The organism is Limnohabitans sp. B9-3, assembly GCF_002778325.1.
GTDB lineage: Bacteria > Pseudomonadota > Gammaproteobacteria > Burkholderiales > Burkholderiaceae_C > Limnohabitans > Limnohabitans kasalickyi.
The window spans coordinates 1-26661 of sequence record NZ_NESI01000004.1 but is presented as its reverse complement, the minus strand read 5'-3'; the positions used below and the strand labels follow the sequence as shown (position 1 = coordinate 26661).

The following is a 26661-nucleotide window of genomic DNA, read 5'->3' as shown; positions in this document are numbered from 1 at the left end:
GGGAGACGACTGAGTGAGCACAACATTGCGGCCCGAGCGGGTCACACAAAACCGCGTGGTCGAGCGCATCACCCGGCCCGTGGCCCAAGGTGGCTTGGGTTACGCCTACTTGGGCGACTGGAGTCAACGCGATGGAAACCGCTGTGTAGAGTTGGACCTGTTGCATGCCAGCCTGCAAAAGCGGGGTTATTCAGCGGCTCATATTTCGCAGGCCTTGACCAAGTTGCAAGCGGCAACCGATGTGACGGGCATCACGCTGTACCAGGCAAATTTGCGCACTTACCAGCTGTTGCGCTACGGCGTGCAAGTGCAAGTGGCTGCAGGCGCTGCGCACGAGACGGTGCACCTGATTGACTGGGGCAACCCGCAGGCCAATGACTTTGGTTTGGCCCAAGAGGTCACGCTCAGAGGTGGGCACGAGCGTCGCCCCGACGTGGTGCTCTACATCAACGGCATGGCCGTGGTGGTGCTGGAGCTCAAGCGCGGTTCTGTGGAGGTGGCCGATGGCATTCGTCAGCTCAACACCAACCAAGAGCCGATCTTTAACCAAAGCTTTTTCAGCACGGTGCAGCTGACTTTGGCGGGTAACGACTCGCAGGGCTTGCGTTATGGCACGGCGGGCACGCCTGAGAAGTTTTATGTCGAGTGGAAACACCACACCCTAGGCATGCCGGGCGCTGCCAGCGATTTGGCTGCGGGCAGTTTGTTGGACGAGCCATTGGCGCAAATGTGCGAGCCAACTCGTTTGCTGGATTTGATGCGCAATTTTGTGGTGTTTGACGCGGGTCAAAAGAAGGTGCCGCGTTTGCACCAATACGAGGGCATCAAGGCGGCGCAGTTGCGCATCAAGATGCGCGAGGGCGGCGTGATCTGGCACACCCAGGGCAGCGGCAAGAGCATTTTGATGGTGCTGCTGGCCAAGTGGATTCTGGAAAACGAGCCCGATGCGCGGGTGCTGATCGTGACCGACCGGGACGAGCTCGACAAACAGATCACCGGGGTGATGAAAAACGCTGGGGTGATCAGCGCCGATGCGCCGTCGCCACGCATCACCAGCCGCCGCGAGTTGGTAGACATGCTGTCGCAGCCTGCGCCGCGTTTGATGTGCGCCTTGATCCACAAGTTTGATGCAGCCGACCTGAAGGGCGATCCGCCGCCCGTGAAGGGCCGCTTTTATGTGTTTGTGGACGAATGCCACCGCACCCAGGGCGGCGACATGAACAAGCAGATGAAGCGCTGGCTGTCTTCGGCCGTGTTCATTGGCTTTACCGGCACGCCGCTGCTGCGCAAAGACAAGCAAACCACGCGTGATGTGTTTGGCACCTACATCCACACCTACAAGTTTCACCAAGCGGTGGAAGACAAGGTGGTGCTGGACCTGAAATACGAAGCCCGCACGGTGCCCCAGCAGCTGACCAACAAAAAGGCCGTGGACGATTGGTTTGAAACCAAGACCCGTGGGCTGAACAATTACAAAAAGTCAGAGCTGCGCCGCCATTGGGCGACGATGGAGAGCCTGATGAGCGCGGGTGAGCGCAAGGGCCGCATCGTGGCCGACATCATTCACGACTTTGGCGTCAAGCCCCGACTGGACAACAACCGGGGCACCGCCATTTTGGTGGCGGCGTCCATTTACGATGCCTGTCACTATTTGCGCTTGTTCAGGAATACGAGCTTTGGTGATTACTGCGGCATCATTACGTCGTACCAGCCTAACCACAACGCGATTTCTCGCGAACCGCCCAAGAGCGATGAGCGTTACAAGTTCGACACATACACCCAGCATGTGCTGGCCAAAGACCAGACCACCAAGCAGTACGAAGACGAGATGAAGCGCCGCTTCATTGAAGAGCCTGCCAACTTGAAGCTGTTGATTGTGGTGAGCAAGCTGCTCACGGGCTTTGATGCGCCCAGCTGCACCTACATTTATCTGGACAACGAACTGCGGGACCACAACCTCTTTCAGGCCATTTGCCGCACCAACCGCCTGGATGGTGAGGACAAGGATTACGGCCACATCGTGGACTACAAAGAGCTGTTTCAGAACGTGCAAAACGCGATTGCGGTTTACACGTCTGACGAGCTGGACATTGACGACGCCGATGGCGATGACGGCAACGTGATCGTCAAAGACTGGCTCAAAGAAGGCAAAGCCAAGCTGGACGCAGCACGCGAGGCGCTGAGTTATTTGTGTGCGCCAGTGTCTTCGCCCAAAGAGATTGAGCAATTCATTCACTACTTTTGTGGTCACGCCAGCGACCCCGAGGCGCTGACCAACACCGAGCCGCTGCGCATCACGTTTTACAAGTCGGTGTCGACCTTTGTGCGGGCCTATGCCGATTTGGCGCAAAACCTGGCCGAAGCGGGTTACTCGCCTGCCGATGTTCAGGCCCTGCAAAAAGAGGCTGATTTTTACGTCGAGGTGCGTGAGGCCATCAAGATGCACTCGGGCGAAGAGTTTGACATCAAGCCTTACGAGGCTGATATGCGGCACTTGATCAACACCTACATTCAGGCCGATTCGGCCCATGTGTTGGGAGACCTGGAAACCTTGTCGTTGACCGACTTGATCATCAAGACTGGCATTCACGATGCGATTGCCCAAAAGCTCAATGCCAAGGGCAAGGCGTCGCGGGATTCGATTGCAGAGGGCATCATCAACAACGTGCGAAAAACCATCATTCGCGACCGCCTTACCGATCCGCGTTTTTATGACCAGATGTCCAAGTTGTTGGACGATTTGATCAAGCAAAAGCGTGACGACACCGAGGCCTATGAATCGTTCTTGCGCAATGCAGAGGTGCTGGTGAAGAAGCTGGTTCAAGGCCACCCTGATGCTGGCGTGCCTATGGCGCTGAAAGGCAATCGTGAAGCCACAACGCTGTACAACAACTTGATAAATGTGGTTGCTCCTGAAGTAGAGGTGCATGCAATAGCCGAAGCCAAAACTGCCTATGGCGATGAGCGTTTGCAGTTGGCTTTGAAGTTGGATAAAGCGATCAAGGCTGAAGCGCCTGCTGGCTGGAAGGGCGATGAAGTCAAAGAGCGAGTGGTGCAAAACCTGATCCACAAAGCGCTTGGCAAAAGCCGCGAGGCCACGCTGGCGGTGTTTGAACTGGTCAAGAACCAACCGGGTTACTGATGAGTAGCGTGATTGAGTTGGGTGACATCACGATCTCGATGGCGTTTAAAGCCATCAAGAACGTGCACCTGACCGTGTTGCCGCCACATGGCAAGGTCACGCTGGTGGCTCCGCTAGGCACACGTCCTGAAGTGGCTCGTGCTTATGCCATTACCAAGTTGCAATGGATTCGCCAGCAGCAGGCCATGCTCAGTGCGCAAGCACGCGAAGCCCCGCGCCAATTTGTGGAGCGAGAGAGCCATCATGTGTGGGGACGCCGTTATTTGATGACAGTGGTTGATGTAAACGTGAAACCACATGTCAAGCTAGACCACAAACGCATTACCCTCAGCGTTAGGCCTGGGCACGATGCCGCAAAGCGGCTAGAGGTGATGCATGAATGGCACAAGTCGCTGCTGCATGCGCTGGTGCCCAAGCTGATTGCCAAGTGGGAGCCTAAGTTAGGCGTGAAGGTGTCAGGCTACTTTTTGCAACGTATGAAAACAAAGTGGGGCAGCTGTAACCACCATGCGGGCAATATTCGACTTAATACTGAGCTGGTGAAAAAACCCAAAGACTTGGTGGAATACGTGGTGGTTCATGAGATGGCCCATTTATTAGAGCCCACACACAACGAACGATTCGTGGCGTTACTTGATCAGCATTGGCCACATTGGCGCGAATGTCGCGCTGAGCTCAACGCCTTACCTCTGGGGCACGAAGGCTGGCGCGAGTGAGGCTTGCGTCCATTGACGCAACGCATCTTTAATCGAAGTGGGGCAACCAGCAAGACCTAAAGCTTGTGCCGCACGGTTCAAAGCTTGGAGAGGATCGTTCAAGTCCAACGCCTCAGCGCCGTTTTGTTTACTCAACTTCTCCCCGTTCTCACCCAGCACCAGTGGCGTGTGCATGTAGCTAGGCGTGGGCAAGTCCAACGCATGTTGCAACACGATTTGGCGTGCGGTGTTGTCGGTCAAATCTGCGCCACGCACGATGTGGGTGATGCCTTGGGCAGCATCGTCGACGACGACTGCGAGTTGGTAGGCCCACAGGCCGTCGGCTCGGCGCAGCACAAAGTCGCCGACTTCTTTGGCCACGTCTTGTTGTTGGCTGCCAAGCAAACGGTCTTGCCATGTCAAAGGCGTGGCAAGTTTTAAATCGTCGATCACGCGTTGCACATTCAAACGCCATGCGCGTGCATCTTTGCCGTTCAAACCGTGGCGGCATGTGCCGGGGTAGACCGCCGCGCTGTGGCGGGCGCGGGCGTTGCCCATCAACGCATGGGCGCCTTCAATGTCTTTGCGTGAGCAGCCGCAGGGGTAGGCCCAGCCTTTGGCAATCAAACTGTCTAGCGCAGCTTGGTAGGCATTGCCGCGTTGCGATTGCCACACTACAGGGGCATCGGGCATGAGGCCGCAGGTGGCGAGTTGTTGGAGGATGCGTTGGTCGGCGTCGGGTATGCAGCGCGGTGTGTCCACATCTTCGATGCGCACCAGCCATTGGCCACCGTGCGCACGGGCGTCTAACCAACTGGCGAGCGCAGCAACGAGCGAGCCCGCATGAAGCGGGCCCGTGGGTGAAGGTGCAAAGCGACCGATGTAGTGCACAGAAAAATCACACGCGTTGCCCGCGTGTGAGCGGGTTACAGGCGGTGTGCCGATTGGCAAACGGTCAAGGCGAGTTCAAGACCCGACACAAAACCGTCTTCGACGCGGTGACCCAAGTGCCAGTCGCCGCAGGTGCCCAAGCCATTGGCGGGGTTGTACTGGTGCGACACGCCCAGGGGCGTGATGGTTTTGGCATACAGCCATCGGTGCACTTCGGCGTGCGAGGGCTCGGCGCGAATGCCGGTCAGTTCGGCGAAGGCGCGCAGCAGTTTGGCTTTCACTCGGGGGGCTGTGTCTTGCAAGTGTTCGGTGGACCAATCGGCGCTGGCCTGGACGGTCCAGCGCTCCAGCTTGCCGCGACCGGGTTTGGACGATTCACGCGCCAACCACGCCACGCGGTGGTGGGTGCTGCGGGCAGCGTTCCATTGAGGGCCGATGTGCAATTCGGGTTGGATGGCGTTGGGGAAGGCCAACATCAGCGTCCAGCAAGGGGCCACTTCTACTTTGGCCATGGCTTTGAGCCAAGCGGCGCTGGCAGTGCCTTTGCCGGAGTTGCGCAGCAGTTGTTCGGTTTGCACGGAGGGAATTGCCATCAGCACGCGGTCAAAGCCGGCGTGTTTTTCGGTCACGTCGGTGCCTGATGCGCTGTTGACGGCATGCACGGTCCATTGGCCTTTGGCCGAGCGTTCCAAGCGTGTGACTTGGGTTTGATAAACCACGTCATTGCCCAAAGGTTTGGCCCAGTGGCGGACCAAGGCATTCATGCCGGGCTTGGCCACGAAGTGTGCATCTTTGGTGTTGCGAGCGGCTTCAAACACATGGCCTTGCGGGTCGAGCACACGCACGGCGTTGGCGCTCCAAGGGCGGCAAATGTCGGTGGTACCGGCCACGCTTTGCAGAGCCAGCGAAAAGCGCGGGTCACGCACGGTGAAGAACTGGGTGCCGTGGTCGAAGGTGCCAAAAGCGCTTTCGCGGGTGGACATGCGTCCGCCTGCGCCGCGGCTCTTTTCAAACACATGCACACGGTGGCCAGCTTGGGCCAGGGTGCGGGCTGCGGTGATGCCAGCGATGCCGGCTCCGATGATGGCGATGTTTAAGGTCATGTGTTGCACTCTACACGTTGTGTGTGGGGTTGAAGGTTCGGGGGTTCACCAATAAGGCAGATCGGGTAGCGGGGCTTTTGAGTTGCTTAAGCCACCACTGCAAAGCGCGGCCACCGCGTTCGCCCTCGCTGCCGTCGGGGATGCGCCAAGCGTAACTGAGGTTGGACTCGCGTCTGGGACGTTCGACCTCACGCGTCACCAACTGTCCTGCTTTGATCCAAGGCTGAGCCATTAACTCAGGCACAAAGCCCACGCCCATGCCGCGCAGTTGCGCGTCTATTTTTCGGTCCATGTTGGAAACAGTGAACACGTCTTGGCCAGGCAGCAAACCTATGGTCATACCTGTTCCGCTTTGCACCGAGTCGGCCACGGCGACGGCGCGGTGTTGGCCAAGTAATGCGTCGCTCAAAGGTTCGGGGGCGATGGCTAGTGGATGGTTGGGTGCCATGGCGAAGACAAATTTCATGATGCCCAAGCTCTGGCTGTGAATGCCCGATGCAACGCCGCCTTCGCCCAAGATGCCAGGAATGCCAAGCGCCAAGTCAGCTTGACCGCTGGTGACGGCAGCCAAGGTGCCGGTGAGGGTTTCGTCCCTCAGTTTGAGGCGGGTGGGGGCGTTCAAGGCCAAAAAGGCTTCGCACAACTCCATCACAGTGCTGCGGTCGATGATGCCGTCCACCGCGATGGTGAATTGGCTCTCCCAGCCGGTGGCCACACGCTTCACGCGGTTGGCGATGGCGTCGATGTCAGCCAGCAAACGCTCGCCTTCGCGCATCAACTCAACGCCTGCCGCGGTGAGTTTGGCTTGTCTGGAACTGCGGTTAAAGAGCAATACGTCCAGCGCATCTTCGATCAGGCGAACGCGGTAGGTGAGGGCGCTGGGCACCACGCCCAAGACGCGGGCCGCTGCAGCAAAGCTGCCTGCTTTTTCAATGGCGTGCAGCATGGCTAGGGAGTCGGGGGTCAGCACGTCGCGGGGGGAGTTCATGTCAAGCGCTCTGATCGTTCAAATAATTTGAATGATGCCATCAAATGCGATGCACGGCCAAGGCCCGCGAAGCGCCTAAAGTTCAGTCTTAGGAGAAAAAACCATGCTGACCCTTCGCAAATCTCAAGATCGCGGTTATGCCGACCACGGCTGGCTCAAGTCGTTCCATAGCTTTTCATTCGCCAGTTACTACGACCCGCAGTTCATGGGCTGGGGCAATTTGCGCGTCATCAACGAAGACCGCATTGCGGCCGGTGGCGGTTTTGGTACCCACGGCCACCGCGACATGGAAATCATCAGCTATGTGCTGAGCGGTAATTTGGCGCACAAAGACAGCATGGGCAACGTCAAAGGCATCCCGCCCGGCGATGTGCAGTGCATGAGCGCTGGCACGGGCGTGCAGCACAGCGAGTTCAACCACGCCCCAGATCAAACGACGCACTTTTTCCAAATTTGGATCGAACCCAATGTGCGCGGCATTGCCCCCGGCTACGAGCAAAAAACCGTGCCGCCGGCTTCCAAGCGCGGCGCCTTGAGTTGCATTGCAGGCCCCGAGGGCGCGGTGGTCAAAATTCACGCAGATGCGTCGCTGTACGCGGGTTTGTTTGATGGCGCGGAAACGGCCACCCTGCAGATCGCCCCGCAACGTAAAGCTTATGTTCACTTGATTCGCGGCAACTTGCGCGTGAATGGTGTGGCTTTGTCAGCGGGCGACGCGGCATTGTTGGACAACGAACCGACCATCACGCTCACACAAGGCCAAGATGCCGAGGTGCTGGTGTTTGACTTAGTAGCCTGATCGTTGACTTTCATTTTTTTAAACCACTCACAGGAGTTCCTCATGACCAAAACCGTTGTTGTTTACCACTCAGGCTACGGCCACACCCAACGCGTGGCTCAATTCGTGGCCGAAGGCGCGAAAGCCACCGTCGTCGCCATTGACGCAGATGGCAACATCACCGATGCAGAGTGGGAGGCTTTGAATGCCGCTGACGCCATCATCTTTGGCTCACCCACTTACATGGGCACCGTGTCTTGGCAGTTCAAGAAATTTGCTGACGCCACATCGAAGCAGTGGTTCGGCAGCGCTTGGAAAGACAAAGTGGCTGGTGGCTTCACCATCTCGGCCAGCCCCAGCGGCGACAAACTGTCGACCATCCAATACTTCATCACCTTGGCCATGCAGCAAGGCATGGTGTGGGTGGGTCAGCCCGCCATGAACGACGGCACCATCAACCGTTTGGGTTCTAACTCCGGCCTGATGGCCCAAGTGGGCCCGACCAGCCCAGCGGCTGACATTCCTCAAGGCGACTTGGACACCGCCAAAGCCTACGGCGAGCGCGTGGCAGTTGTGGCGGCGAAATTGCGCAGCTAAGGGTTTTCTTTGGGTAGCATGTTGACTATGAAAATTTTTCAACTGCTACCTTGGGCCGATTGGTTTGCGCTCAGTTTTTTTGTCTTGGTGTGGGTGGGTTACGCCTTGTTTGCCAAGTATTGGAGCGATGGTCAGCACTCTATTTTGGCGATGACCAACCGCTACCGCCATTTGTGGATGTTGCAGGCCACGGCGCGTGACCCGCGCATGCTGGACGGCATCATCACGCAAACCTTGTCGGCCACGCCCGCGTTTTTTTGCTCCACCACCATTTTGATTTTGGGCGGCTTGTTCGCCCTGTTAGGCACCACCGACAAAGCGGCCGAGTTGGTGCGAGAAATCCCGTTTGCCGAGCAAACCCCCATGCTGGTGTTTGAGTTCAAGATCTTGGTGTTGGTGGTAATTTTTGTGTATTCGTTTTTTCGGTTTTCTTGGTCGATGCGCCAGTACACCTTTGTGGCCCTGCTGATTGGCGCCATGCCTCCGCCCTCAAGTTTTGAAAATGAAGGCGTGGCCAACCGCCAGCATTGCGCGGACCGTGCCGCAGCGATGACAGGCTTGGCCGCCGAAACCTTCAACGGTGGCTTGCGCGCTTATTACTTTTCGTTTGCCGCATTGGGTTGGTTTTTTTCGCCCACGATGTTTGTCCTAGCCACCATGCTGGTGGCGGGTGTTTTGTACACCCGCGAATTTAAATCTGAAGTGCTGGCGCTTCTTCAAGAGTAGGCAAGAGTACTCAAAAACAGGTCAGAGTTGGCCTGAAATATTCCCAGGCATAAGGCCTTGAAGGCGGCAAGTGCCCACCTGTCATCTCTACAATCTCTTTCATGTTTGTTCACCTGCGCCTTCACACCGAGTTTTCTGTCGTCGATGGAACCAACCGCATCGACGAGGTGGTGAAAGCGGCGGCTGCTGACCAACAGCCCGCGATGGCCATCACCGACATCAACAACATGTACGGTGCCATCAAGTTCTACAAAGAAACGCGTGGCAAGGGCGTCAAACCGCTGATCGGTGCCGAGATCTACCTCGAAAGCCTGACGCAAGACCCCGCACAAACCTCGCGCATGATTTTGTTGGTGCAAAGCCACCAAGGTTATTTGAACTTGTGCGAGTTGATCAGCCGGGGCTGGACGCAAAACGTCATCCGGGCCGTGGGTGTCATCAAGTTGGCGTGGCTGCAAGAACTGTCTCAAGGCTTGATTGCCTTAGCCGGTTCGCAAGCTGGCGCAGTGGGCCAGGCTTTGGTGCAGGGTGACACGACACGTGCCAGTGAAGTGGCCTTGCAGTTGGCTGGTATTTTTCCGCATCGCTTCTACATCGAGTTGCAGCGCGCAGGGCGCGCGGACGACGAGGCGCATGTCACGGCTGCTGTGCAATTGGCGGCGCGTTTGAATTTGCCGGTGGTGGCGACCCATCCGATTCAGTTCACCTTGCCCGACGACTACGAGGCCCATGAGGCCCGCGTGTGTATTGCTGAGGGCGAAATTTTGGGCAACCAGCGCCGCGTGCGCCGCTTCACCCGCGAGCAGTATTTCAAATCGTCCGAGCAAATGGAGGCCTTGTTTGCCGATGTGCCCAGCGCCATTGCCAACACCCTAGAAATTGCCAAGCGCTGCAACCTGACTTTGGTGTTGGGCAAGCCGCAGTTGCCCAACTTTCCCATTCCCCCCGTCAACGGCGTGGTGATGTCGGTCGAGGACTACTTCCGCCATGTGTCGCACGAGGGCTTAGAAGCGCGCTTGTTGCACTTGTATCCCAACGAGGCCAAACGCAATGAAGAGCGCCCGCGCTACGTCGACCGCTTGGAGTTTGAGCTGAACACGATTTTGAAGATGGGTTTTCCCGGCTACTTCCTGATCGTGGGTGACTTCATCCAATGGGCCAAGGCCAATGGTTGCCCCGTAGGCCCTGGTCGTGGCTCAGGTGCGGGCTCGCTGGTAGCGTACGCGCTGAAGATCACCGACCTGGACCCGCTGCAATACAACTTGCTGTTCGAGCGTTTCTTGAACCCAGAGCGGGTCTCGATGCCCGACTTTGACATCGACTTTTGCCAAACCAACCGCGATCGAGTGATTGACTACGTGAAAGACAAATACGGCCGTGCGGCGGTGTCGCAAATTGCCACCTTCGGCACCATGGCGGCGCGTGCCGCGATTGGTGACGTGGGTCGTGTGCTGGACATGAGCTACACCTTTTGCAAGGGCATCAGCGGCCTGATTCCCAACAAGCCGGGCCAGCACATCACCATCGCAGGCGCGATCGAGGTCGAGCCCATCTTGGCCGAGCGTTTGGCCAAAGAAGACGAAGTTAAAACCTTGTTGGAGCTGGCGCAGAAGCTCGAAGGTATGACGCGTAACGTGGGCATGCACGCGGGTGGTGTGTTGATTGCCCCAGGTAAACTGACCGACTTCTGCCCGCTGTACCAACAGCCCGGCAGCGAATCGGCGGTGAGCCAGTTTGACAAAGACGACGTGGAAGCCGCTGGCTTGGTGAAGTTCGACTTTTTGGGCTTGGCCACGCTGACGATTTTGGAGATTGCGCGCGAGTTCATCATGAAGCGCCACAAAGGCCAAGAGAACTTCGCCTTTGAAAATATCCCGCTGGACGATGGTCCGACTTACCGCTTGTTCCAAGACGGCAAAACCGAAGCGGTGTTCCAGTTTGAAAGTCGCGGCATGCAAGGTATGTTGCGCGATGCCAAACCCACGCGTTTGGAAGATTTGATCGCGTTGAACGCCTTGTACCGCCCCGGCCCGATGGACCTGATTCCGAGCTTTGTGGCGCGTAAACACGGGCGCGAAACCATTGAGTACCCGCACCCGATGGTGGCTGAGATGTTGTCCGAGACCTACGGCATCATGGTTTACCAAGAGCAGGTGATGCAGACCGCGCAGATTTTGGGTGGCTACTCGCTCGGCGGCGCCGACATGTTGCGCCGCGCCATGGGTAAAAAGAAGGCCGAAGAGATGGCCGAGCACCGCTCTATCTTCCGCGCGGGCGCAGCCAAAAACAGCATCGACCAAGACAAAGCCGACGAGATCTTTGACTTGATGGAAAAGTTCGCGGGCTATGGCTTCAACAAGTCGCACGCGGCCGCTTACTCACTGCTGGCCTATCACACGGGTTGGCTGAAGGTGCACTACACGGCCGAGTTCTTCTGCGCCAACATGACGGTGGAGATGGACAACACCGACAAGCTCAAAGTCTTGTACGAAGACGCCCAAAAAATGGGCTTGACCTTTGAGTCACCTGATGTGAACCGTGGTTTTTACCGCTTTGAGCCCATCTCCGACAAGGTGATTCGCTATGGCTTAGGCGCGATCAAAGGCTCAGGACAGCAAGCGATTGAAGCCGTCGTGGCGGCCCGCGAAGCGGGTGGCCCGTTCTCCAGTTTGTTTGATTTTTGCCGCCGTGTGGACCGCAGCCGCTTGAATAAGCGCACGGTTGAGGCACTCATCAAAGCCGGTGCGTTTGACAATTTGCACCTGAACCGTGCTGAGCTGCTGGCTAGCGTGGAGCGTGCCTTTGACTTTGCCGCCGCCAGCGAAGCCAATGCCAACCAAGGTGGCTTGTTCGACATGATGGGTGATGACGCCCACGGCTCCAGCACGCAAGAACCCGAAGTGGTGTCCGTCATGCCTTGGGGTGTGAAAGAGCGCTTGACGCACGAGAAGGTGGCGCTGGGCTTCTACATTTCCGGCCATTTGTTTGACGAGGTCGAGCGCGAAGTGCGCCGCTTTGCCCGCACCCGCATTGAAGAATTGATGGACTCGCGAGAGCCGCAACTGCTGTCGGGCATCATCAGCGACATGCGCGTGATCAACGGCCAGCGCGGCAAGTTGGCCATTTTCAAACTCGACGATAAGTCGGGTGTGATCGAAGCGACGGCGGACGAAAAAACCATCAATGCGTTTCGCAACAGCTTGAAAGACGATGAGCTGGTGATCGTGATGGGCAAGGCGCAGCCTGACCGTTTTTCGGGTGGCTTGCGCTTGGTGATCAACCAAGTCTGGGACTTGGGGCAAGCGCGCTGCCGCTTTGGCAAATACCTCAGCGTGACGGTCAACGGCACCGCGCCTGATGTGGCGCGTTTGCTGCGCGACCATCCGGCCAAGGTTGAAACCTCAGAGCAAGGCGAGTTGGTGCGCGGTCTTGGCGTGCGCTTCAAGCTGCTGCGCGAGGGCGCGACGGCAGACCTTCAATTGGGTGAGTCCTCCAAATTTTTCCCCAGCGATGCCGCTTTGGCCAGCTGGATGGCGCAGGCCCATGAGGGCCAGTCTCAAATCATTTACGAGTAACTTTTTATGTGGACCATCCCAACGCTCATGACCCTGGCCCGTATCGTGGCTATTCCGTTGATCGTGGGGCTGTTTTATTTGCCCATCGAAACCGAGCAGCGCAACCTTTGGGCCACTGTCATGTTTGTGGTGTTTGCCTTGACCGATTGGCTAGACGGTTACTTGGCTCGTAAATTGAATCAATCTTCTGCCTTCGGCGCGTTTTTAGATCCCGTGGCCGATAAGTTTTTGGTCTGTGCCAGTTTGCTGGTGTTGGTGCAATTGGGGCGTGCCGATGTGTTGGTGGCCCTGATCATCATTGGCCGTGAAATTGCGATTTCTGCCTTGCGCGAATGGATGGCGCAAATTGGCGCGTCACGCAGCGTGGCAGTCCATGTGCTGGGCAAACTGAAAACCACGGTGCAGATGGTGGCGATTCCCTTTTTACTGTTTGATGGCATGTTGTTTGGCGTGATCGACACAGCACTATGGGGATTGGTGCTGATTTGGCTGGCCGGTGTTTTGACGGTTTGGTCGATGGTGTATTACCTGCAAAAAGCATGGCCTGACATCGTGCGGCACGCCAAATAATGAGCGGTGGTGTGTCACACCAAGCATGGCTGCGTGCCATGCCTGTGGTCTTTGTGGGCATTTGGAGCACAGGTTTTATCGTGGCGCGCTACGGCATGCCCCATTCCCCGCCGTTCACGTTTTTGCTGTGGCGTTACGCTTTTTCCATTTTGTGTTTTGTACCCTGGGTGATTTGGGCGCGTGTGCCTTGGCCGGTTGGGCGCGCACAGTGGGGACATTTGGCCCTGACGGGAGTGCTGATGCATGCCGGCTATTTGGGAGGCGTTTGGGCCGCCGTCAAAGTGGGTATGGGCTCAGGCTTGTCGGCGCTGATTGTGGGGCTGCAGCCAGTGCTGACTGCAATTTGGTTGTCGTCACGCGGTGGCCATGTGTCGCGCCGCCAATGGCTTGGGTTGACGTTAGGCTTTATGGGTTTGGCGATGGTTGTTTCTCGCAAGTTAGAGGGCGGCATTGAGGTCACGCCTTGGAGTTTGGCGATGGCCTTCATGGCCTTGTGTGCGATCACCATCGGCACGCTGTACCAAAAGCGTTTTGTGCAGTCTTGTGATGTGCGCAGCGCCAATGCGGTGCAGTTGATGGCGGCGTTTGTGATCACTTTGCCCATTGCTTGTGTTGAGGCTGAGCCGGTGCGTTGGACGCACGAGATGATGGGTGCGTTGGCATGGTCCGTGATCGGGCTGACCTTGGGCGGTAGCTCGTTGTTGTATGTGTTGATCCAGCGCGGAGCTGCCGCCAACGTCACCAGCTTGATGTATTTGGTGCCACCCACCACAGCGGTGATGGCTTGGTTTTTGTTTGATGAGCCCATCACGTTGGTGACGCTGGCCGGCATTGCTGTGACCGCAGTAGGCGTGAGCTTGGTCGTCAGGCCGCCGCGTGTGGTGAGCTAACGGCGCTCATCGGGCTGAGGGCCTTCCACGGTTCTTCGCGAAACCGTGCGGCTAAAAAATCTTGCAGCAGGCGAATACGCAGCGGCATTTGTGCGCGGTAGGGGGCCAACCAATGGATATCGGCGTCGTACATGGCGTAATCGGGCAGTACCCTCACCAACTGGCCCGAGGCCAACTGTGGGGCAATGTCCCACAGGCTGCGCAGCATGATGCCGCGGCCTGCTAAACACCAGTCGCGCACCATTTCGCCGGAGTTGCTGGTCAGTGGGCCTTGGACGGCCAGATGCAACGCACGGGCTTGACCTTCTTGGCTGAGCCGCCAGTGGTCAAAGCGCTGCCCTTGTCCCGTGTCGCCGCCGTTTTCACGCACCACCAGACAGGCGTGTGAGGCCAAGTCTTCAGGTGTTTGTGGCGTGCCGTGTGCCGCCAGATACACGGGCGATGCCACCAGTACGCGTTGGTTGGCGGCGAGTTTGCGTGAAATCCACTCGGCCGCGATGTGCGCGGGCGGGTGCCAGAGCCAAATGGCAGCGTCAAAGCCTTCGTTGGCCAAGTCGGGCAATTGCTCGGACAGTTGCAAATCCACCCGCACCGCTGGGTAGCGTGCTTGAAACTCCGCCAGCAGTGGGCCCAGCCAAAGTCGGCCAAAACCAAAACTGCAGGCGATGCGAAGAGGGCCGGAGGGTTCACTTTGACGTTCGCGCAGCTCGTCTTCTAGGGCCACAAAGCGGTTGAGCAATTCCGCAGCACGGTCGCACAAGGCGTGCCCTTCAGTGGTAGGGCTGACGCGCCGCGTGGTGCGTTGAAACAGGCGTACGCCTAAGTGGCTCTCAAGGGCGGAGAGCCGTTTGGTGACCACCGGCGGGGCGAGTTGCAGGACGCGCGCCGCTTTGACCAAACTGCCGTGCAGCCTGACGGCCAACACCAACTCTAAATCTGAACGGTCCAACTGTTGCCTGAATAGAAATAATCAATTGCTCGATTATTGCTTTATGGAGGGGTAAGCTGTCGTTATGTTGAATTCATTCCAAACCCTGACTGTGGAACGCAACGGCGTGCTGCTGCACAGCCGAGTAGGCGGGGAGGGCCCGCCGCTTTTGCTGTTGCATGGCCATCCACAGAGCATGGTGATGTGGCATCGTGTCGCGCCCGAGTTGGCAAAAACACGGCGTGTGGTGTTGATGGATTTGCGCGGTTATGGCGATTCAGCCCGTCCCCCTGCCGACGCTGCGCATGCGAACCACAGCAAACGCGAAATGGCGTTGGATGCGATGGCCGTCATGAAGCAGCACGGTTTCGATCGTTTCGATGTGTTGGCCCATGACCGTGGCGCACGCGTGGCGCACCGTTTGGCGGTGGATCATCCGCAGGCCGTGCAGCGTTTGATGCTGCTCGACATTGCGCCGACTTTGGGCATGTACGAACACACCAGCGAATCGTTTGCGCGTGCTTATTGGCATTGGTTCTTTCTGATTCAGCCTTCACCTTTGCCTGAGGCTTTGTTGGATGCGGGGCCCGCGCACTATGTGCGCAGTGTCATGGGCAGCCGTCATGCGGGCTTGGCGGCTTTTGCCCCAGAGGCTTTAGCTGAGTACGCCCGTTGTTCGGAGCTGCCAGGCACATCTGTCTCCATTTGTGAAGACTACCGAGCCAGCGCCACGATTGACTTGGACCACGACCGCGCTGATGTGGCGGCAGGGCGAAAATTAACCCAACCCCTGCGCGTGCTGTGGGGCGAACATGGCGCGGTTGCCCGTTGTTTTGATGTCTTGTCGTTGTGGCGTGAGCGCGCACAGGATGTTTCAGGGCACTCGCTGCCATGCGGGCATTACTTGGCCGAAGAGGCACCCGAGCGGGTGATCGCTGAGGCCCAAACGTTTTTCACTGTTTAATTTTTAGGAGCATTTCATGAGTAAAAAACACCGCATTGCCGTTATCGCGGGAGATGGCATTGGCAAAGAAGTGATGCCCGAGGGCATTCGCGTGATGGAGGCCGCTGCGCGCAAATTTGGCATTGATTTGCAGTTCGATCACTTCGACTTCTCCAGCTGGGACTACTACGAGAAGCACGGCAAGATGTTGCCCGACGATTGGAAAGACCAAATCGGTGGCCACGACGCCATCTACTTTGGCGCTGTGGGTTGGCCTGAAAAAATTGCAGACCATGTGTCGCTGTGGGGCTCGTTGTTGATGTTCCGCCGCGAGTTTGACCAGTACATCAACCTGCGCCCAGCCCGTTTGATGCCTGGCATCATCGCGCCGGTGGTGCGTCGTGACGGCACGCCACGCCAGCCTGGTGAGATCGACATGTACATCGTGCGTGAAAACACCGAAGGCGAGTACTCCAGCATCGGTGGTCGCATGTACCAAGGCACCGATCGTGAAATCGTGATGCAAGAAACCGTGATGTCGCGCATTGGCGTGGACCGCGTGCTGAAGTTTGCCTTCGAGTTGGCCCAGACGCGTCCTAAAAAGCATTTGACCAGCGCGACCAAATCAAACGGTATTGCTATCACCATGCCTTATTGGGATGAGCGCGTGGTGGAGATGGCCAAGAACTACCCAGACATCAACGTCGACAAGTTCCACATTGACATCTTGACCGCGCACTTTGTGCAACGCCCCGACTTCTTTGACGTGGTGGTGGCCAGCAATTTGTTTGGCGACATCTTGAGCGACTTAGGCCCTGCATGCACCGGCACGATTGGTATTGCGCCCAGCGCGAACTTGAACCCAGACCGCAAGTTCCCGTCGTTGTTTGAGCCTGTCCACGGTTCGGCACCTGACATCGCGGGCAAAGGCATTGCCAATCCGATTGGTCAGATTTGGTGTGGCGCCATGATGCTGGAGTTTTTGGGTTACAAAGACGCGCACGATGCTGTTCTGGCTGCGATTGAAAAAGTGTTGGCTCCTGGAAGTGGCGCACCTAAGACCCCTGATATCGGCGGAAAAGGTAATACTTCTGACGTCGGTCGCTCGATTGCAGAGGCTTTGTGAGTTGTGCTTGTCATCTGATAGCCACAAAAACGCATAAAAAACCGACTAGAATTCCCAATCCAGTTGCCCTGCAAGGCGTGTCTTACCGGCATGCCCTCTGCTCAAAGCGTGAGCGCTTTGGGTAACTTAAAAGAAAATCCAGCAGTGTTTAAGACAAGATCTGATGAGGCAAATCATCACATCGACCTGCTGCGACAACCGATCAACATCACATCTCGATGAGAGGGGATTTTTGTGAATAAGACTGAACTGATTGAGCATATCGCCAAGCACGCAGACATTTCGAAGGCCGCAGCCACACGCTCGCTCGAATCGATCATTGGCGCCGTGAAAACCACTCTGAAAAAGGGCGGTACTGTGTCTTTGGTGGGCTTCGGTACCTTTGCTGTTGGCAAACGTGCAGCCCGCACAGGCCGTAACCCACGCACCGGCGACGCGATCAAAATCAAAGCTGCTAAAGTGCCTAAGTTTCGTCCAGGCAAGGGCCTGAAAGATGCGTTGAATTAATTTTGAATCGGTGGGGCGCTTAGCTCAGTTGGTAGAGCGGCTCCTTTACACGGAGTAGGTCGGCGGTTCGAGACCGTCAGCGCCCACCACCACACACGTAAAGGCGAACACATGTTCGCCTTTTTTATTGTTACCAAGAATCACATCGGGTTCATAGCATGTTTGATTTTGTCCGCCAGCACACCAGGATCATGCAGTTTTTACTGTTCCTATTGATCTTTCCTTCCTTTGTTTTGTTTGGCCTGGAAGGCTACAACCGGTCTCTTGAAAAAGGTGCACCTGTTGCCACTGTGAATGGCGTGGACATCATGCAATCCGAGTGGGACAACGCGCATCGCGTTCAAGTGGACCGCATGCGCAGTTCCATGCCCAATGCCGACATGAAACTCTTTGATACACCTGAAGCCAAATACAGCACCTTGGAGCGCATGGTGCGTGAACGACTGTTACAAGTCGCGGCAAACCAGTTGCATTTGGGCGTGAGTGACCAACGGTTGGCTGGAGAATTACAACAAAATCCCAACATCGCTGCACTCCGTCGTGCCGATGGGACATTGGATATTGAACGTTATCGCCAACTCTTGAGCAGTCAAGGTATGACACCTGAGATGTTTGAAGCCCAAGTGCGTGGAGATTTGGCTTCTCGTCAAGTGATGTCCGGCGTAGGGGTGACCAGCTTTTCGCCTGCAGCCCTGGCCAACGTAACTTTGAATGCTTTTTATGAGCAGCGTCAAGTGCAGGTGGCACGCTTTGCAGCCTCTGACTACGCCGCGCAAATTAAACCGAGCGACGCAGATTTAGAGGCCTATTACAAGTCGCGCCCTGAGCAGTTTCAATCGATGGAGCGTGCTGACGTTGAGTATGTAGTTTTAGATTTGGCGTCTGTGCAAAAAAGCATCGTGGTGCCTGAGGCTGAACTTAAAAGCTATTACGAACAAAATCTGTCACGCTTGGCAGGCTTAGAAGAGCGTCGTGCCAGTCATATTTTGATCAATGCTGACAAAGCCGCGCCTACCTCAGAGCGCGACAAAGCGCGTGCCAACGCGCAAGATTTGTTGACGACTGTTCAACAGTCACCTGAGAAGTTTGCTGACGTGGCTCGCAAGAACTCGCAAGATACAGGCTCTGCGAGCAAAGGCGGTGACCTTGATTTCTTTGCGCGTGGTGCCATGGTGAAACCCTTCGAAGATGCTGTGTTCACCTTGAAAAAGGGCGAGATCAGTGGCGTTGTGGAAACCGAGTTTGGTTTCCACATCATTCGAGTGACTGACATCAAGCAACCCAAACAAAAGAGCTTCGAAGAGCAACGTGCGAGCTTAGAAGTCGATGTGCGACGTCAGTTGGCACAACGCAAATTCGCCGAGGTCGCTGAGCAGTTTACGAATATGGTTTACGAGCAGTCCGACAGCCTGAAGCCTGTGGCTGAGCGTTTGAAACTCGATATTCAGCAAGCCAATGGTTTGACCCGCGATCCCTTACCTGCATCTGCTGCCAGTGTCCTGGGTAATCCAAAGTTTTTGGCATCTATTTTTTCTGCTGATTCGATTGAGAAAAAGCGCAACACAGAAGCCGTTGAACTCGGTACTAATGTGTTGGCGGCAGCACGCATCATCCAACATAGCCCGGCACGCACCTTGCCGTTGGACGAAGTTAAGGCCCGTGTACTGGAACAAGTAAAAGCCATCCAATCAGCAGAGCGTGCACGCCAAGAGGGTACTGCCAAGTTGACAGAATGGAAGGCATCGCCAGACAACGCAAAACTCCCAGCCTCCGTGGTGATTTCGCGTGAACAAAAGCAGCAGCAGGCACCCGCTGTGGTCGAAGCTGCGTTGCGTGCGAGCACTCAAACTCTGCCAGCTTGGGTGGGCGTTGATCTTGGCACCAGCGGTTATGCCGTGGTGAAGGTGGAGAAGATCGTCCCGCGTGATGCTGCACAAAATCGTGCTCGTGAGCGTGACCAATACGCGCAGTGGTGGGCATCGGCAGAAGGATTGGCTTACTACCGTGTATTAAAAGAAAAATTTAAGGCGGAAATCAAAGTAGCTAGGTTATAATTTCCCCTCTACGGTGGCTGTAGCTCAGTTGGTAGAGTCCAGGATTGTGATTCCTGTTGTCGTGGGTTCGAGCCCCATCAGCCACCCCATTTTTTCCCTTTAGAATCAACGACTTACGTTGCCTAGGGGGTCTCCAGTGCTAATCCAGTGCTAATTTGGATTTTTAAGCAGCGCTGAAGCGAGGTTTTTCCAGCTTCGTTTTGAGGTCGTAAGGCCCCAAGTTGGATCGCTTTTTAAAATATTTCCGCAGAATTGTTCAAGCAATCTGCGGTTTTTTTTCGACCATCGTCCGTTCCGTTGGATTTAGGTAATTATCAGCACACACATAAAGAAGCTGGAAATTTCCTCTAGTCGGGTGACATAACGACCGCTTCAGGCTGAAAGCGGACTAGGCCATGGGTTAATGATTGGCAGTTGCCGACCCGTTGCGGTCTATGAAGAAATTCTGGCCACAGTCAGGACTTGAGCGATTGCGGACCTTGATCGGGCAGTTGGCAATGGGCGTGGTTGACGCCAAAATGGGCAGAGTGCGGTACCTCGATAGCTTGTAGTCGGTGTCGTTTGATGCTGTACCCAAATGCCCAAGTCCATGCGCTCAAGCGTAATTTCGGAGCGGTGTCCTGAGCAACCGGACGGACTTGTTTGCCAAAACCGGCTGCTAAAGTTAAAATCACCACTGCAGCCCTTGCGGCGTGCCAATCAAACCCGGTAACTTACAAGGATCTTTATGTACGCAAGTCGCTATTTGCCGATTACGGCATCACATTCTAAAAACGCTCACACAGATGCTGAAGAGCTCAGGTTTTTGCTCAAGGCAGCGAACCTCAGTCAACGTACTGCCGCGAAATATCTCAACGTAGATGAAAGGACCATGCGAAGCTGGTGTGCTGGTGATGGCAAGCCACCCGCACCTGTCCTGAGGGCTTTGGAATTTCGAGCTGCATATCCTGCGGGCCTCATGCGGATGATTGAATCGAATGAACGGACGATCAACGCTATTCAGGATGGTCGTATTACTGGACTTAGTGACGGCCCAGATGCCAAGGTCAAGTGCTTGGTAGAACTTGAGAGACTGAAGAGGCTCAATGAGGAACATCGGGCCATGTTGCGCATGGACCGGGCGTTCCACCGTCGGCAGGAAGCCATGCTGGGCATGAACGAACAGTGGCTGCCTCGCGGTAGTGGCTTGCCGACAGACGATTCACTCGACGAGTTTGACGCTGCGGATGAGGAATTCCGTGCTGCCCAGGCAGAGTGTGACCGTATTGCCAAAGACATTCGCGCCGGGAAGCGTTGAGCCACTCTATGAAGCATTACGTCCAATATCACAATACAGAAAAAATTGGTTCTAGGCCTGCGCGCGGAGCTGACGGGTTCTCAGTTTTTTCATCAAAGCACATCAGGCATTTGATTGGTCAACAAGTCTGGTTGATCAGTGGCGTAGGTGAAAAGCGCAAGACCTTTTACCTCGAATACACGTTCACAGTTGATTCCATTGAGCAGGGTAGTCCGAATTCTGCTCATGGCTCAAATGGTTTTGCTTTTGCCCCGCCATTCTTGCTATCTGGTCTGACTTGGTTTGAGGAGTTCAAGAAGAGCCAGCAGAATTTCAGTCTTGGTGTTCGAGAAATCGATCTCTCTACAGTCAAGCAATTGGAAAATTTGGTTAGCGAGCTTGAAACGCCAGAGGCTCGAGCTTTTCGCCTAGCTTCCACAATCTCAGCCAGTCAATTTCTCGAGGTTCTCAGGAACCTTGAGCCTCAGTTCACGCAGACGCAGAAAGAAATGCTGCTCGGCCATGTAAATGCTCGCAGTCATGAGATTTCTATGGAATGCTTGGCTGTACTGGCTGGCTATAGCGGTTTCGAAGCCGCTAATGTTCAATACGGAAGGGTTGGCGCTCTATTGGCCGAAGCATTAGGCATCCAAGGCTTGAGTCAAAAGACGCAGATGATTGGAACGGTCTGTCGAAATCAAGACGACTCGGGTCATTGGCAATGGAAGATGCGACCTGCTTTGGTCGAGGCGCTTAAACAACTTTGGCCTACGACAGTTTTTCAAATGCCAGAAGAATTGGTGGCTGCGGCAGAGATCGACGCTGATGCTCATGGCAGCGAATTGAGACCAACTCAACGAGCCACATTAGTCCAAGCTCGCATTGGTCAGGGTGATTACCGAAAGAAGCTGTTGGATCTTTGGCAACGGCGCTGTGCTGTCACTGGTTGCGATATTGATCAAGTTTTGATTGCTTCACATGCCAAGCCATGGTCTAAGTGCTCAAACCAAGAGCGACTTGATCCATTCAATGGGCTCCTACTGACAGCCTCTGTTGACCGGCTTTTCGATAGTGGCTTGATTTCTTTCACGGACGATGGATTGATTCTGGTTAGTAGTCAGCTGACTGAAGATCAATTACATGCGTTGAGTCTCTCCAAGGCAACACGACTAAGGCACATTTCTGACCGCCATAAGGCCTATCTCAAGGCACATCGTGAGCAAGTTTTCAGATTAGACGAGGGTGATTGAAAAGTAGAGCACAAGAGCATTCAAGCAATGAATTCAACTGATCTGAAAATGAACACTTATGTGCCTGCTGCGCAGGCACAGTTCGCTGCGCCCGTCAGTTTTGATCGACGTGATTTTTTGGCCCGATCAGTCAGTGTTGTGTTGAGAATTTCTAGCAATATTGAGTTGGGGGCCGAATCTTCGCTGCTGGCCCGTGAAGTTCTGAGTCCGCCAAGCGGAACACATGAATTTGTGCCTTATGACGATCTGACGCCACTAGAAAAAGCCGCAAGGCGACTGATGACTGTCATCTCTAGTGCCAAAGAGGGAAGTCACAATATTTTCACTGAGGAAGAAATCATCGCACTCGCTTTTGATGCGGGTTGCGACGTCACCGAAGTTGAAGACGCTAATGGCGCAGTGCTCCTCCCGATCAAAATGATCCGTGTGGAGAGACGATCAGATGGCCTGATTGTTGTTTTTGAGGATTGCGCTACCGAGGGTGTCGTTCTGGAGCGCGAGCCACCCAGCCCTCAGGTGTAGCTAACCTGAAAGTCCAGCGAAGGGCACGCTACCTAACAGACGGCTCACGACCCAGCCGTCAATCAGCTATGGCTCCAGCGGAAATTCTCTTGACACTGCCGCCATGCTTGAGTCTACAAAACCTCCTGCCCGAGTAGCTGACCGAAAACCTTCCTACAAAAGCATTTGGTCGAGTGGAGGGCGAGTGGAGCCACCGCTGCGTCATCCTTTGAGCAGTGAGTAGGGACTCCCAAAAACAAGAAAACCCACTGACCTTGGGTGATCAGTGGGTTCAGATTGGTCGGGGTGAGAGGATTCGAACCTCCGGCTCTACGTCCCAAAGGTAGCCCTCTACCATGCTAAGTGACAGCTTGCAGTCTGGTAACGAACCACCTGGATATTCGCGTCGATGACAACTTTTGGCCGGTAGCGGGCAACCTACGCTTTAAGTCGAAGTCTGCTAACGCTGCAGTGCAGACATCGAGCAAACAGCTGGAAAAGGCTGATAGCAGCCGACCGTGGTCGGCATCATAGTGAGCTGCTTCGATCCAAACAAAAAGTAGCCACCACTGAATTCGGCGCCACAAAGCGGCCGTTCAACCGTAAACTGACCTGTATTAACGGATGACACCACATGCCGCTACAACTTAAAGACCTCGCCAAGCTGAACCAAATCATTGAACGCATCCAAGCCGGCCATTTCGATGAGAACGACGTCGACAACTTACTCATGAAGCTTCGCGCTCATGCTAGGGAGAAGACAGTCTTTCTTGAGGTAGCGCATTTCGTAGCGCACTCAGACGCACGAGATAGAGGTCTGGCGCAGCAGTCCATTACAGCGTTCGCTGACTCGATACAGTACTTTCAGGAATATGTGTCTGAGAAATGTCCGCTGAACCTTAGCGTACCTTTTCCCGCTTATATCTACCGATTATTTCTTTCTCAAGCGCGCCTGTCGGACGAAGGCCGCCTGAAGGCTGAGTACAAGATGAGTCAAGCCACGCTCATCAAGAAAATCGAAACCAATTTCTTGATCGACAAGAAAACTGGCTCATGCAGTCTACGAAGCAACAAAGGTGGCATTGAGCTGTTCGCTGCTCTGCAGTTCATCACTGGTTTCATCCATTCAAGGGCGGCCTTTCACGTCCGCGACTTTCACAAGGAGTTAAAGGATGTAATGCGCACGCAAAATGTCCCTTTTGACGAGTTAATCTGGGACGCACAGGCGGACCTTATATCACTCGCAATTTTGTGCCTAGTGTCGAATACCGATTTTGTGCTTGAAAACGGAGGCCGAGCGAGCTGTAAGCTACAGACCGAAAACCACTTTAGGCTGCTCAATGGACAGCGCCAACTTCCAACTGGGATCATGAGTTCCGAGCCAACCAGTTTTGGGCGGCTGATGATCTTGGGTGAGGCAACGATAAATAGCCCGAACAAAGCCCCTCTACAGATCTGTTTCCCCCTAATCGATACCGACCTCGACCCGCACGAACACTGCGACCAAAAATTGTTCGTTCGAGACCAAGCTCCTGAAGATTTCGGCGACTGCAACGTAGAAGTCATCAACTTGGCACGGGACATGTCGCTGTCGCATGACTTTAAACTTGTGCGAACCGACTCGCTAGCTCGATGAATAAAGGTTCGAGTGAAAGCCTGGACATGTAAAAATGAATCTCGTCAACTGAATCATCATGCGAATTTCAGGAACGGGCTGACAGCCTCGACTCTGGCCGATGATCGCTTCATCCACCTTGAGCCGACTAGCAGTAGTCCCTAGACTTAGCGCTCTGGCTGCCTATGTATGAACAGTCGCTCGATAGTCGAGATGACATAAGGTCCAGCCGAGAGTTAAGCCTCGCTTTATGGAAGGCCTAAGCGCGTGTATTCAGCATTCATGTGCTCAATGGAGAAGCCGATTCCAATGCCGGAGTTGGCATTAGCCTGAAGTAGCTGGTCTACAACAATGAAGTTCTGGGCCATCATTTGGGCGAAGGCACCGAAGTTCACGCCCATGATTTCCACGGAACCTTGGCTCGCCACGCCTTGGCAATGCTGCGTTAACTGCTGAACTTTCTGCCGGAGTTGACCGAGCTGAACTACTCCAAGGAACCGTCGCTGCGTTACCAATCCGATAAGTTCACCTGTTGCCTTTTCAACAATTGGTCCACCAGAGTTCCCGCCATTGACAGAGCCATCAATGTAGAAAGCGTGAGAAGCGGCGGGCCCGGACACTACCGCTTCGTGAACAAGCAAGTCATGAATGCCGTGTGGAAAGCCAGCGAACAGCGTAGACAAACCGCGTGGTGCAGCGGCGTTGGCTTTGGGTTGTAGTACTTGCCTACCTTGCGACAATGAGCCTTGCACAGTAAGCAGGGCAAAGTCATATTGGTTCTCCGGCGAGTAGCTTACTAACTGAGCCGGAATTCGCGCGCCGGCCTCGGTGACTAGATAGATGGGGCTGCCAGCAGACAAATATGGTTCGATGACATGACAGTTGGTTGCAGCGATGGATGGATGGCGGAAGCTGAACCCGCTACCCGAGCTAGTACCGCACTCAACTCTAAATGTGGCGTCAGCCAATCTTTGGTGCACTGGACGTTCTCCATGAGTTTTTATTCATTTTAGAAACTGATTATGTAAGACGAATAGCGCGATTGCCGCTGTTCTATCAGTGCACACGGCCGAAGTCCAAGATTCGCTTGGATCGAGAGGCCCCCGGGAAGCGGTCGGTCATTAACTTCCCCTTCTGACCGGTTGCCGAACTTAGCAACCCAGGACTGAACGGCTGCAATCGCTGCATTCAGGTCATTACAGCAACGGTGTTCTTTCGAAAGATTGCTTGGTCCAATATATGGATTTGACTCCATATGCATTTAAAGACATAATTTAGCGCATGACTTGGACCGTATTACTTCACGACGACTTTGCTGATGAGGTGGCGGAGCTAGATGAAAAATTACAAGACGAACTGTTGGCTCATGCCAAGTTGCTGGCGGAGTTCGGTCCCAATCTGGGGCGCCCCACAGTAGACACGCTTAAAGGTACTTCGCACGCCAACATGAAGGAAATGCGATTTAACTGGATGGGAGAGGTTTGGCGCGTTGCTTTTGCATTTGATCCACAGCGACAGGCGGTTTTGCTCGTTGGTGGTGACAAAGGTGGGGCAGATCAAAAACGGTTTTACAAGCGACTGATTGCGTTAGCAGATACCCGTTATGAAGAGCATCTTGCATCGTTAGATGACCAAATAGAAAAGGAGCCTAAAAATGGCAAGAAAACTCGATGACATCATGGCCGCAATGCCAGCCAAACGGCGCGCTCGCATCAACGACCGTGCGATGGAGTTGGCCACCCTCAAAGATCTTCGTAAAGCGGCAGAGCAAACTCAAGAAGATTTGGCAGCTGCACTTGGGGTAGGTCAAGACACAATTTCGCGATTAGAAAAACGCAGTGATATGTTGCTTTCAACTCTTCGTCACTATGTGGAAAGCATGGGCGGCAAGCTAGAGTTGGTCGCTCAATTTCCAAATCGCCCACCTGTTGTTATCGATCATCTTGGTGTTGAACACTCTTCAATCCACTCGAGCTCAACTCAAACGGGTCGCGTTCGGGCCCGTTCCGCTCGCGCCGCAGCATAATTTCGAGTCAATTCTCGGTAGATTAATGGCCTATCGCTAAGCCTTGATCTACGGAGCGGTTGGGGATTTTTAAGTTAGCTTCGAGCTTTGCGATTTCAGCTTCTGGCATTCCCTCAAACCTGTAGACACTTTTATGGCGCAGTCTGACGCTGCTGCTCGGACTCATATGGACTGAGTTTGCTGTCAAGGTAATGGCTGTTAGTTCGCAAGATATGAATAAGTAGAGATTGAAGTTGTTCCCCAGTGCTAAACCAGTGCTAATTTAGGGGAACGTAGGGGCATGAAAGTGTTGTGTTTCTAATGAAATCAAGGACTTGCGTGCCCCTGTATGCCCCTGTGTACCCGTCTTATGGGGGCGTGTCCTAGATTTTGTGTAAACGGTCTAATGGCAGGAAACTGCCTTCATCTTCAAAGGAAGAGAAATGACCGTAAGCAACGAACTCATAGACCGCCTGTTGGCGGATTACAAAAAACCTGAAG

Annotated in this window: 23 protein-coding genes and 2 tRNA genes; 20 read left to right on the top strand and 5 right to left on the bottom strand. The window is 54.9% G+C overall.

Annotation, left to right across the window (positions count from 1 at the left end):
* Positions 1-13 precede the first annotated feature (13 nt).
* Together B9Z42_RS07860 and B9Z42_RS07855 are read left to right on the top strand one after the other, a co-directional pair.
* Positions 14-3142: a type I restriction endonuclease subunit R gene (locus tag B9Z42_RS07860; RefSeq protein ID WP_100132825.1), complete on the top strand. Its 3129-nt coding sequence runs from the start codon at positions 14-16 to the stop codon at positions 3140-3142.
* Positions 3142-3858 carry a M48 family metallopeptidase gene (locus B9Z42_RS07855; RefSeq protein ID WP_100132824.1) on the top strand — a complete coding sequence of 239 codons (717 nt, stop codon included), beginning with the start codon at positions 3142-3144 and terminating at the stop codon, positions 3856-3858. The genes B9Z42_RS07860 and B9Z42_RS07855 overlap by 1 nt, the downstream gene beginning before the upstream one ends.
* Here the strand turns inward: B9Z42_RS07855 and gluQRS are convergent.
* Genes gluQRS through B9Z42_RS07840 form a run of 3 tightly spaced genes read right to left on the bottom strand, consistent with a single transcriptional unit; the run spans position 3826 to position 6819 of the window.
* Positions 3826-4782, bottom strand: a complete 957-nt coding sequence (gene gluQRS / locus B9Z42_RS07850; RefSeq protein ID WP_369806864.1) for a tRNA glutamyl-Q(34) synthetase GluQRS — start codon at positions 4780-4782, stop codon at positions 3826-3828. The genes B9Z42_RS07855 and gluQRS overlap by 33 nt on opposite strands.
* Positions 4764-5831: an NAD(P)/FAD-dependent oxidoreductase gene (locus B9Z42_RS07845; RefSeq protein ID WP_100133044.1), complete on the bottom strand. Its 1068-nt coding sequence runs from the start codon at positions 5829-5831 to the stop codon at positions 4764-4766. The genes gluQRS and B9Z42_RS07845 overlap by 19 nt, the downstream gene beginning before the upstream one ends.
* Before the next feature lie 10 nt (positions 5832-5841).
* Positions 5842-6819: a LysR family transcriptional regulator gene (locus B9Z42_RS07840; protein WP_100132822.1), complete on the bottom strand. Its 978-nt coding sequence runs from the start codon at positions 6817-6819 to the stop codon at positions 5842-5844.
* 103 nt (positions 6820-6922) lie between these two features.
* Here B9Z42_RS07840 and B9Z42_RS07835 point away from each other — a divergent pair, with 103 nt between their 5' ends.
* The 6 genes from B9Z42_RS07835 to B9Z42_RS07810 all read left to right on the top strand — a co-directional run bounded on the left by B9Z42_RS07835 (position 6923) and on the right by B9Z42_RS07810 (position 13955).
* On the top strand, positions 6923-7618 hold the full coding sequence (locus B9Z42_RS07835) for a pirin family protein (RefSeq protein WP_100132821.1): 696 nt from the start codon (positions 6923-6925) through the stop codon (positions 7616-7618).
* 42 nt (positions 7619-7660) lie between these two features.
* Positions 7661-8194 carry a flavodoxin family protein gene (locus B9Z42_RS07830; RefSeq protein WP_100132820.1) on the top strand — a complete coding sequence of 178 codons (534 nt, stop codon included), beginning with the start codon at positions 7661-7663 and terminating at the stop codon, positions 8192-8194.
* A 27-nt stretch (positions 8195-8221) separates the two neighbouring features.
* Positions 8222-8920 (top strand): DUF599 domain-containing protein, encoded by a 699-nt coding sequence (locus B9Z42_RS07825; RefSeq protein ID WP_100132819.1) that lies wholly within the window; start codon positions 8222-8224, stop codon positions 8918-8920.
* Between the two features lie 101 nt (positions 8921-9021).
* Positions 9022-12495, top strand: coding sequence for a DNA polymerase III subunit alpha (gene dnaE / locus B9Z42_RS07820; protein ID WP_100132818.1), 3474 nt, complete (start codon positions 9022-9024; stop codon positions 12493-12495).
* A 6-nt stretch (positions 12496-12501) separates the two neighbouring features.
* On the top strand, positions 12502-13065 hold the full coding sequence (gene pgsA / locus B9Z42_RS07815) for a CDP-diacylglycerol--glycerol-3-phosphate 3-phosphatidyltransferase (RefSeq protein WP_100132817.1): 564 nt from the start codon (positions 12502-12504) through the stop codon (positions 13063-13065).
* A complete protein-coding gene (locus B9Z42_RS07810; protein ID WP_100132816.1) occupies positions 13065-13955 on the top strand; it encodes a DMT family transporter in 891 nt (296 codons plus the stop codon). Before pgsA ends, B9Z42_RS07810 begins: the two co-directional genes overlap by 1 nt.
* Here B9Z42_RS07810 and B9Z42_RS07805 read toward each other — a convergent pair.
* A complete protein-coding gene (locus B9Z42_RS07805; RefSeq protein ID WP_100132815.1) occupies positions 13930-14904 on the bottom strand; it encodes a LysR family transcriptional regulator in 975 nt (324 codons plus the stop codon). The two genes, B9Z42_RS07810 and B9Z42_RS07805, sit on opposite strands and share 26 nt — an antisense overlap.
* A gap of 64 nt (positions 14905-14968) precedes the next feature.
* On the opposite strand from B9Z42_RS07805, the gene B9Z42_RS07800 reads away from it, so the two are divergent.
* The 10 genes from B9Z42_RS07800 (at position 14969) to B9Z42_RS07750 (ending at position 24176) form a co-directional block, all read left to right on the top strand.
* Positions 14969-15847, top strand: a complete 879-nt coding sequence (locus B9Z42_RS07800; protein ID WP_100132814.1) for an alpha/beta fold hydrolase — start codon at positions 14969-14971, stop codon at positions 15845-15847.
* Between the two features lie 16 nt (positions 15848-15863).
* Entirely contained in the window at positions 15864-16952 is a 1089-nt protein-coding gene (locus tag B9Z42_RS07795; RefSeq protein WP_100132813.1) for a tartrate dehydrogenase, read from the top strand.
* 234 nt (positions 16953-17186) lie between these two features.
* Positions 17187-17459 (top strand): HU family DNA-binding protein, encoded by a 273-nt coding sequence (locus B9Z42_RS07790; RefSeq protein ID WP_100132812.1) that lies wholly within the window; start codon positions 17187-17189, stop codon positions 17457-17459.
* Between the two features lie 13 nt (positions 17460-17472).
* Positions 17473-17548 (top strand) — tRNA-Val (locus tag B9Z42_RS07785).
* A 69-nt stretch (positions 17549-17617) separates the two neighbouring features.
* Positions 17618-19513 (top strand): SurA N-terminal domain-containing protein, encoded by a 1896-nt coding sequence (locus B9Z42_RS07780; RefSeq protein WP_100132811.1) that lies wholly within the window; start codon positions 17618-17620, stop codon positions 19511-19513.
* Between the two features lie 13 nt (positions 19514-19526).
* Positions 19527-19602: transfer RNA gene (locus B9Z42_RS07775), tRNA-His, on the top strand.
* A gap of 638 nt (positions 19603-20240) precedes the next feature.
* The gene (locus B9Z42_RS07770; RefSeq protein ID WP_143474054.1) at positions 20241-20810 is read left to right on the top strand and encodes a DNA-binding transcriptional regulator; all 570 of its coding nucleotides are present in this window, start codon (positions 20241-20243) and stop codon (positions 20808-20810) included.
* 8 nt (positions 20811-20818) lie between these two features.
* Entirely contained in the window at positions 20819-22039 is a 1221-nt protein-coding gene (locus tag B9Z42_RS07765; protein ID WP_100132809.1) for an HNH endonuclease, read from the top strand.
* A 27-nt stretch (positions 22040-22066) separates the two neighbouring features.
* Positions 22067-22561 (top strand): hypothetical protein, encoded by a 495-nt coding sequence (locus B9Z42_RS07760; RefSeq protein WP_100132808.1) that lies wholly within the window; start codon positions 22067-22069, stop codon positions 22559-22561.
* 613 nt (positions 22562-23174) lie between these two features.
* On the top strand, positions 23175-24176 hold the full coding sequence (locus tag B9Z42_RS07750; protein ID WP_100132807.1) for a hypothetical protein: 1002 nt from the start codon (positions 23175-23177) through the stop codon (positions 24174-24176).
* Between the two features lie 227 nt (positions 24177-24403).
* Here the strand turns inward: B9Z42_RS07750 and B9Z42_RS07745 are convergent, their stop codons facing one another.
* Positions 24404-25135, bottom strand: a complete 732-nt coding sequence (locus tag B9Z42_RS07745; RefSeq protein ID WP_158235927.1) for a serine protease — start codon at positions 25133-25135, stop codon at positions 24404-24406.
* 301 nt (positions 25136-25436) lie between these two features.
* Here B9Z42_RS07745 and B9Z42_RS07740 point away from each other — a divergent pair, with 301 nt between their 5' ends.
* Complete coding sequence (locus B9Z42_RS07740; protein ID WP_100132805.1) at positions 25437-25829, top strand: type II toxin-antitoxin system RelE/ParE family toxin; 393 nt, start codon at positions 25437-25439, stop codon at positions 25827-25829.
* Complete coding sequence (locus B9Z42_RS07735; protein WP_100132804.1) at positions 25810-26181, top strand: helix-turn-helix domain-containing protein; 372 nt, start codon at positions 25810-25812, stop codon at positions 26179-26181. Before B9Z42_RS07740 ends, B9Z42_RS07735 begins: the two co-directional genes overlap by 20 nt.
* Positions 26182-26661 lie beyond the last annotated feature (480 nt).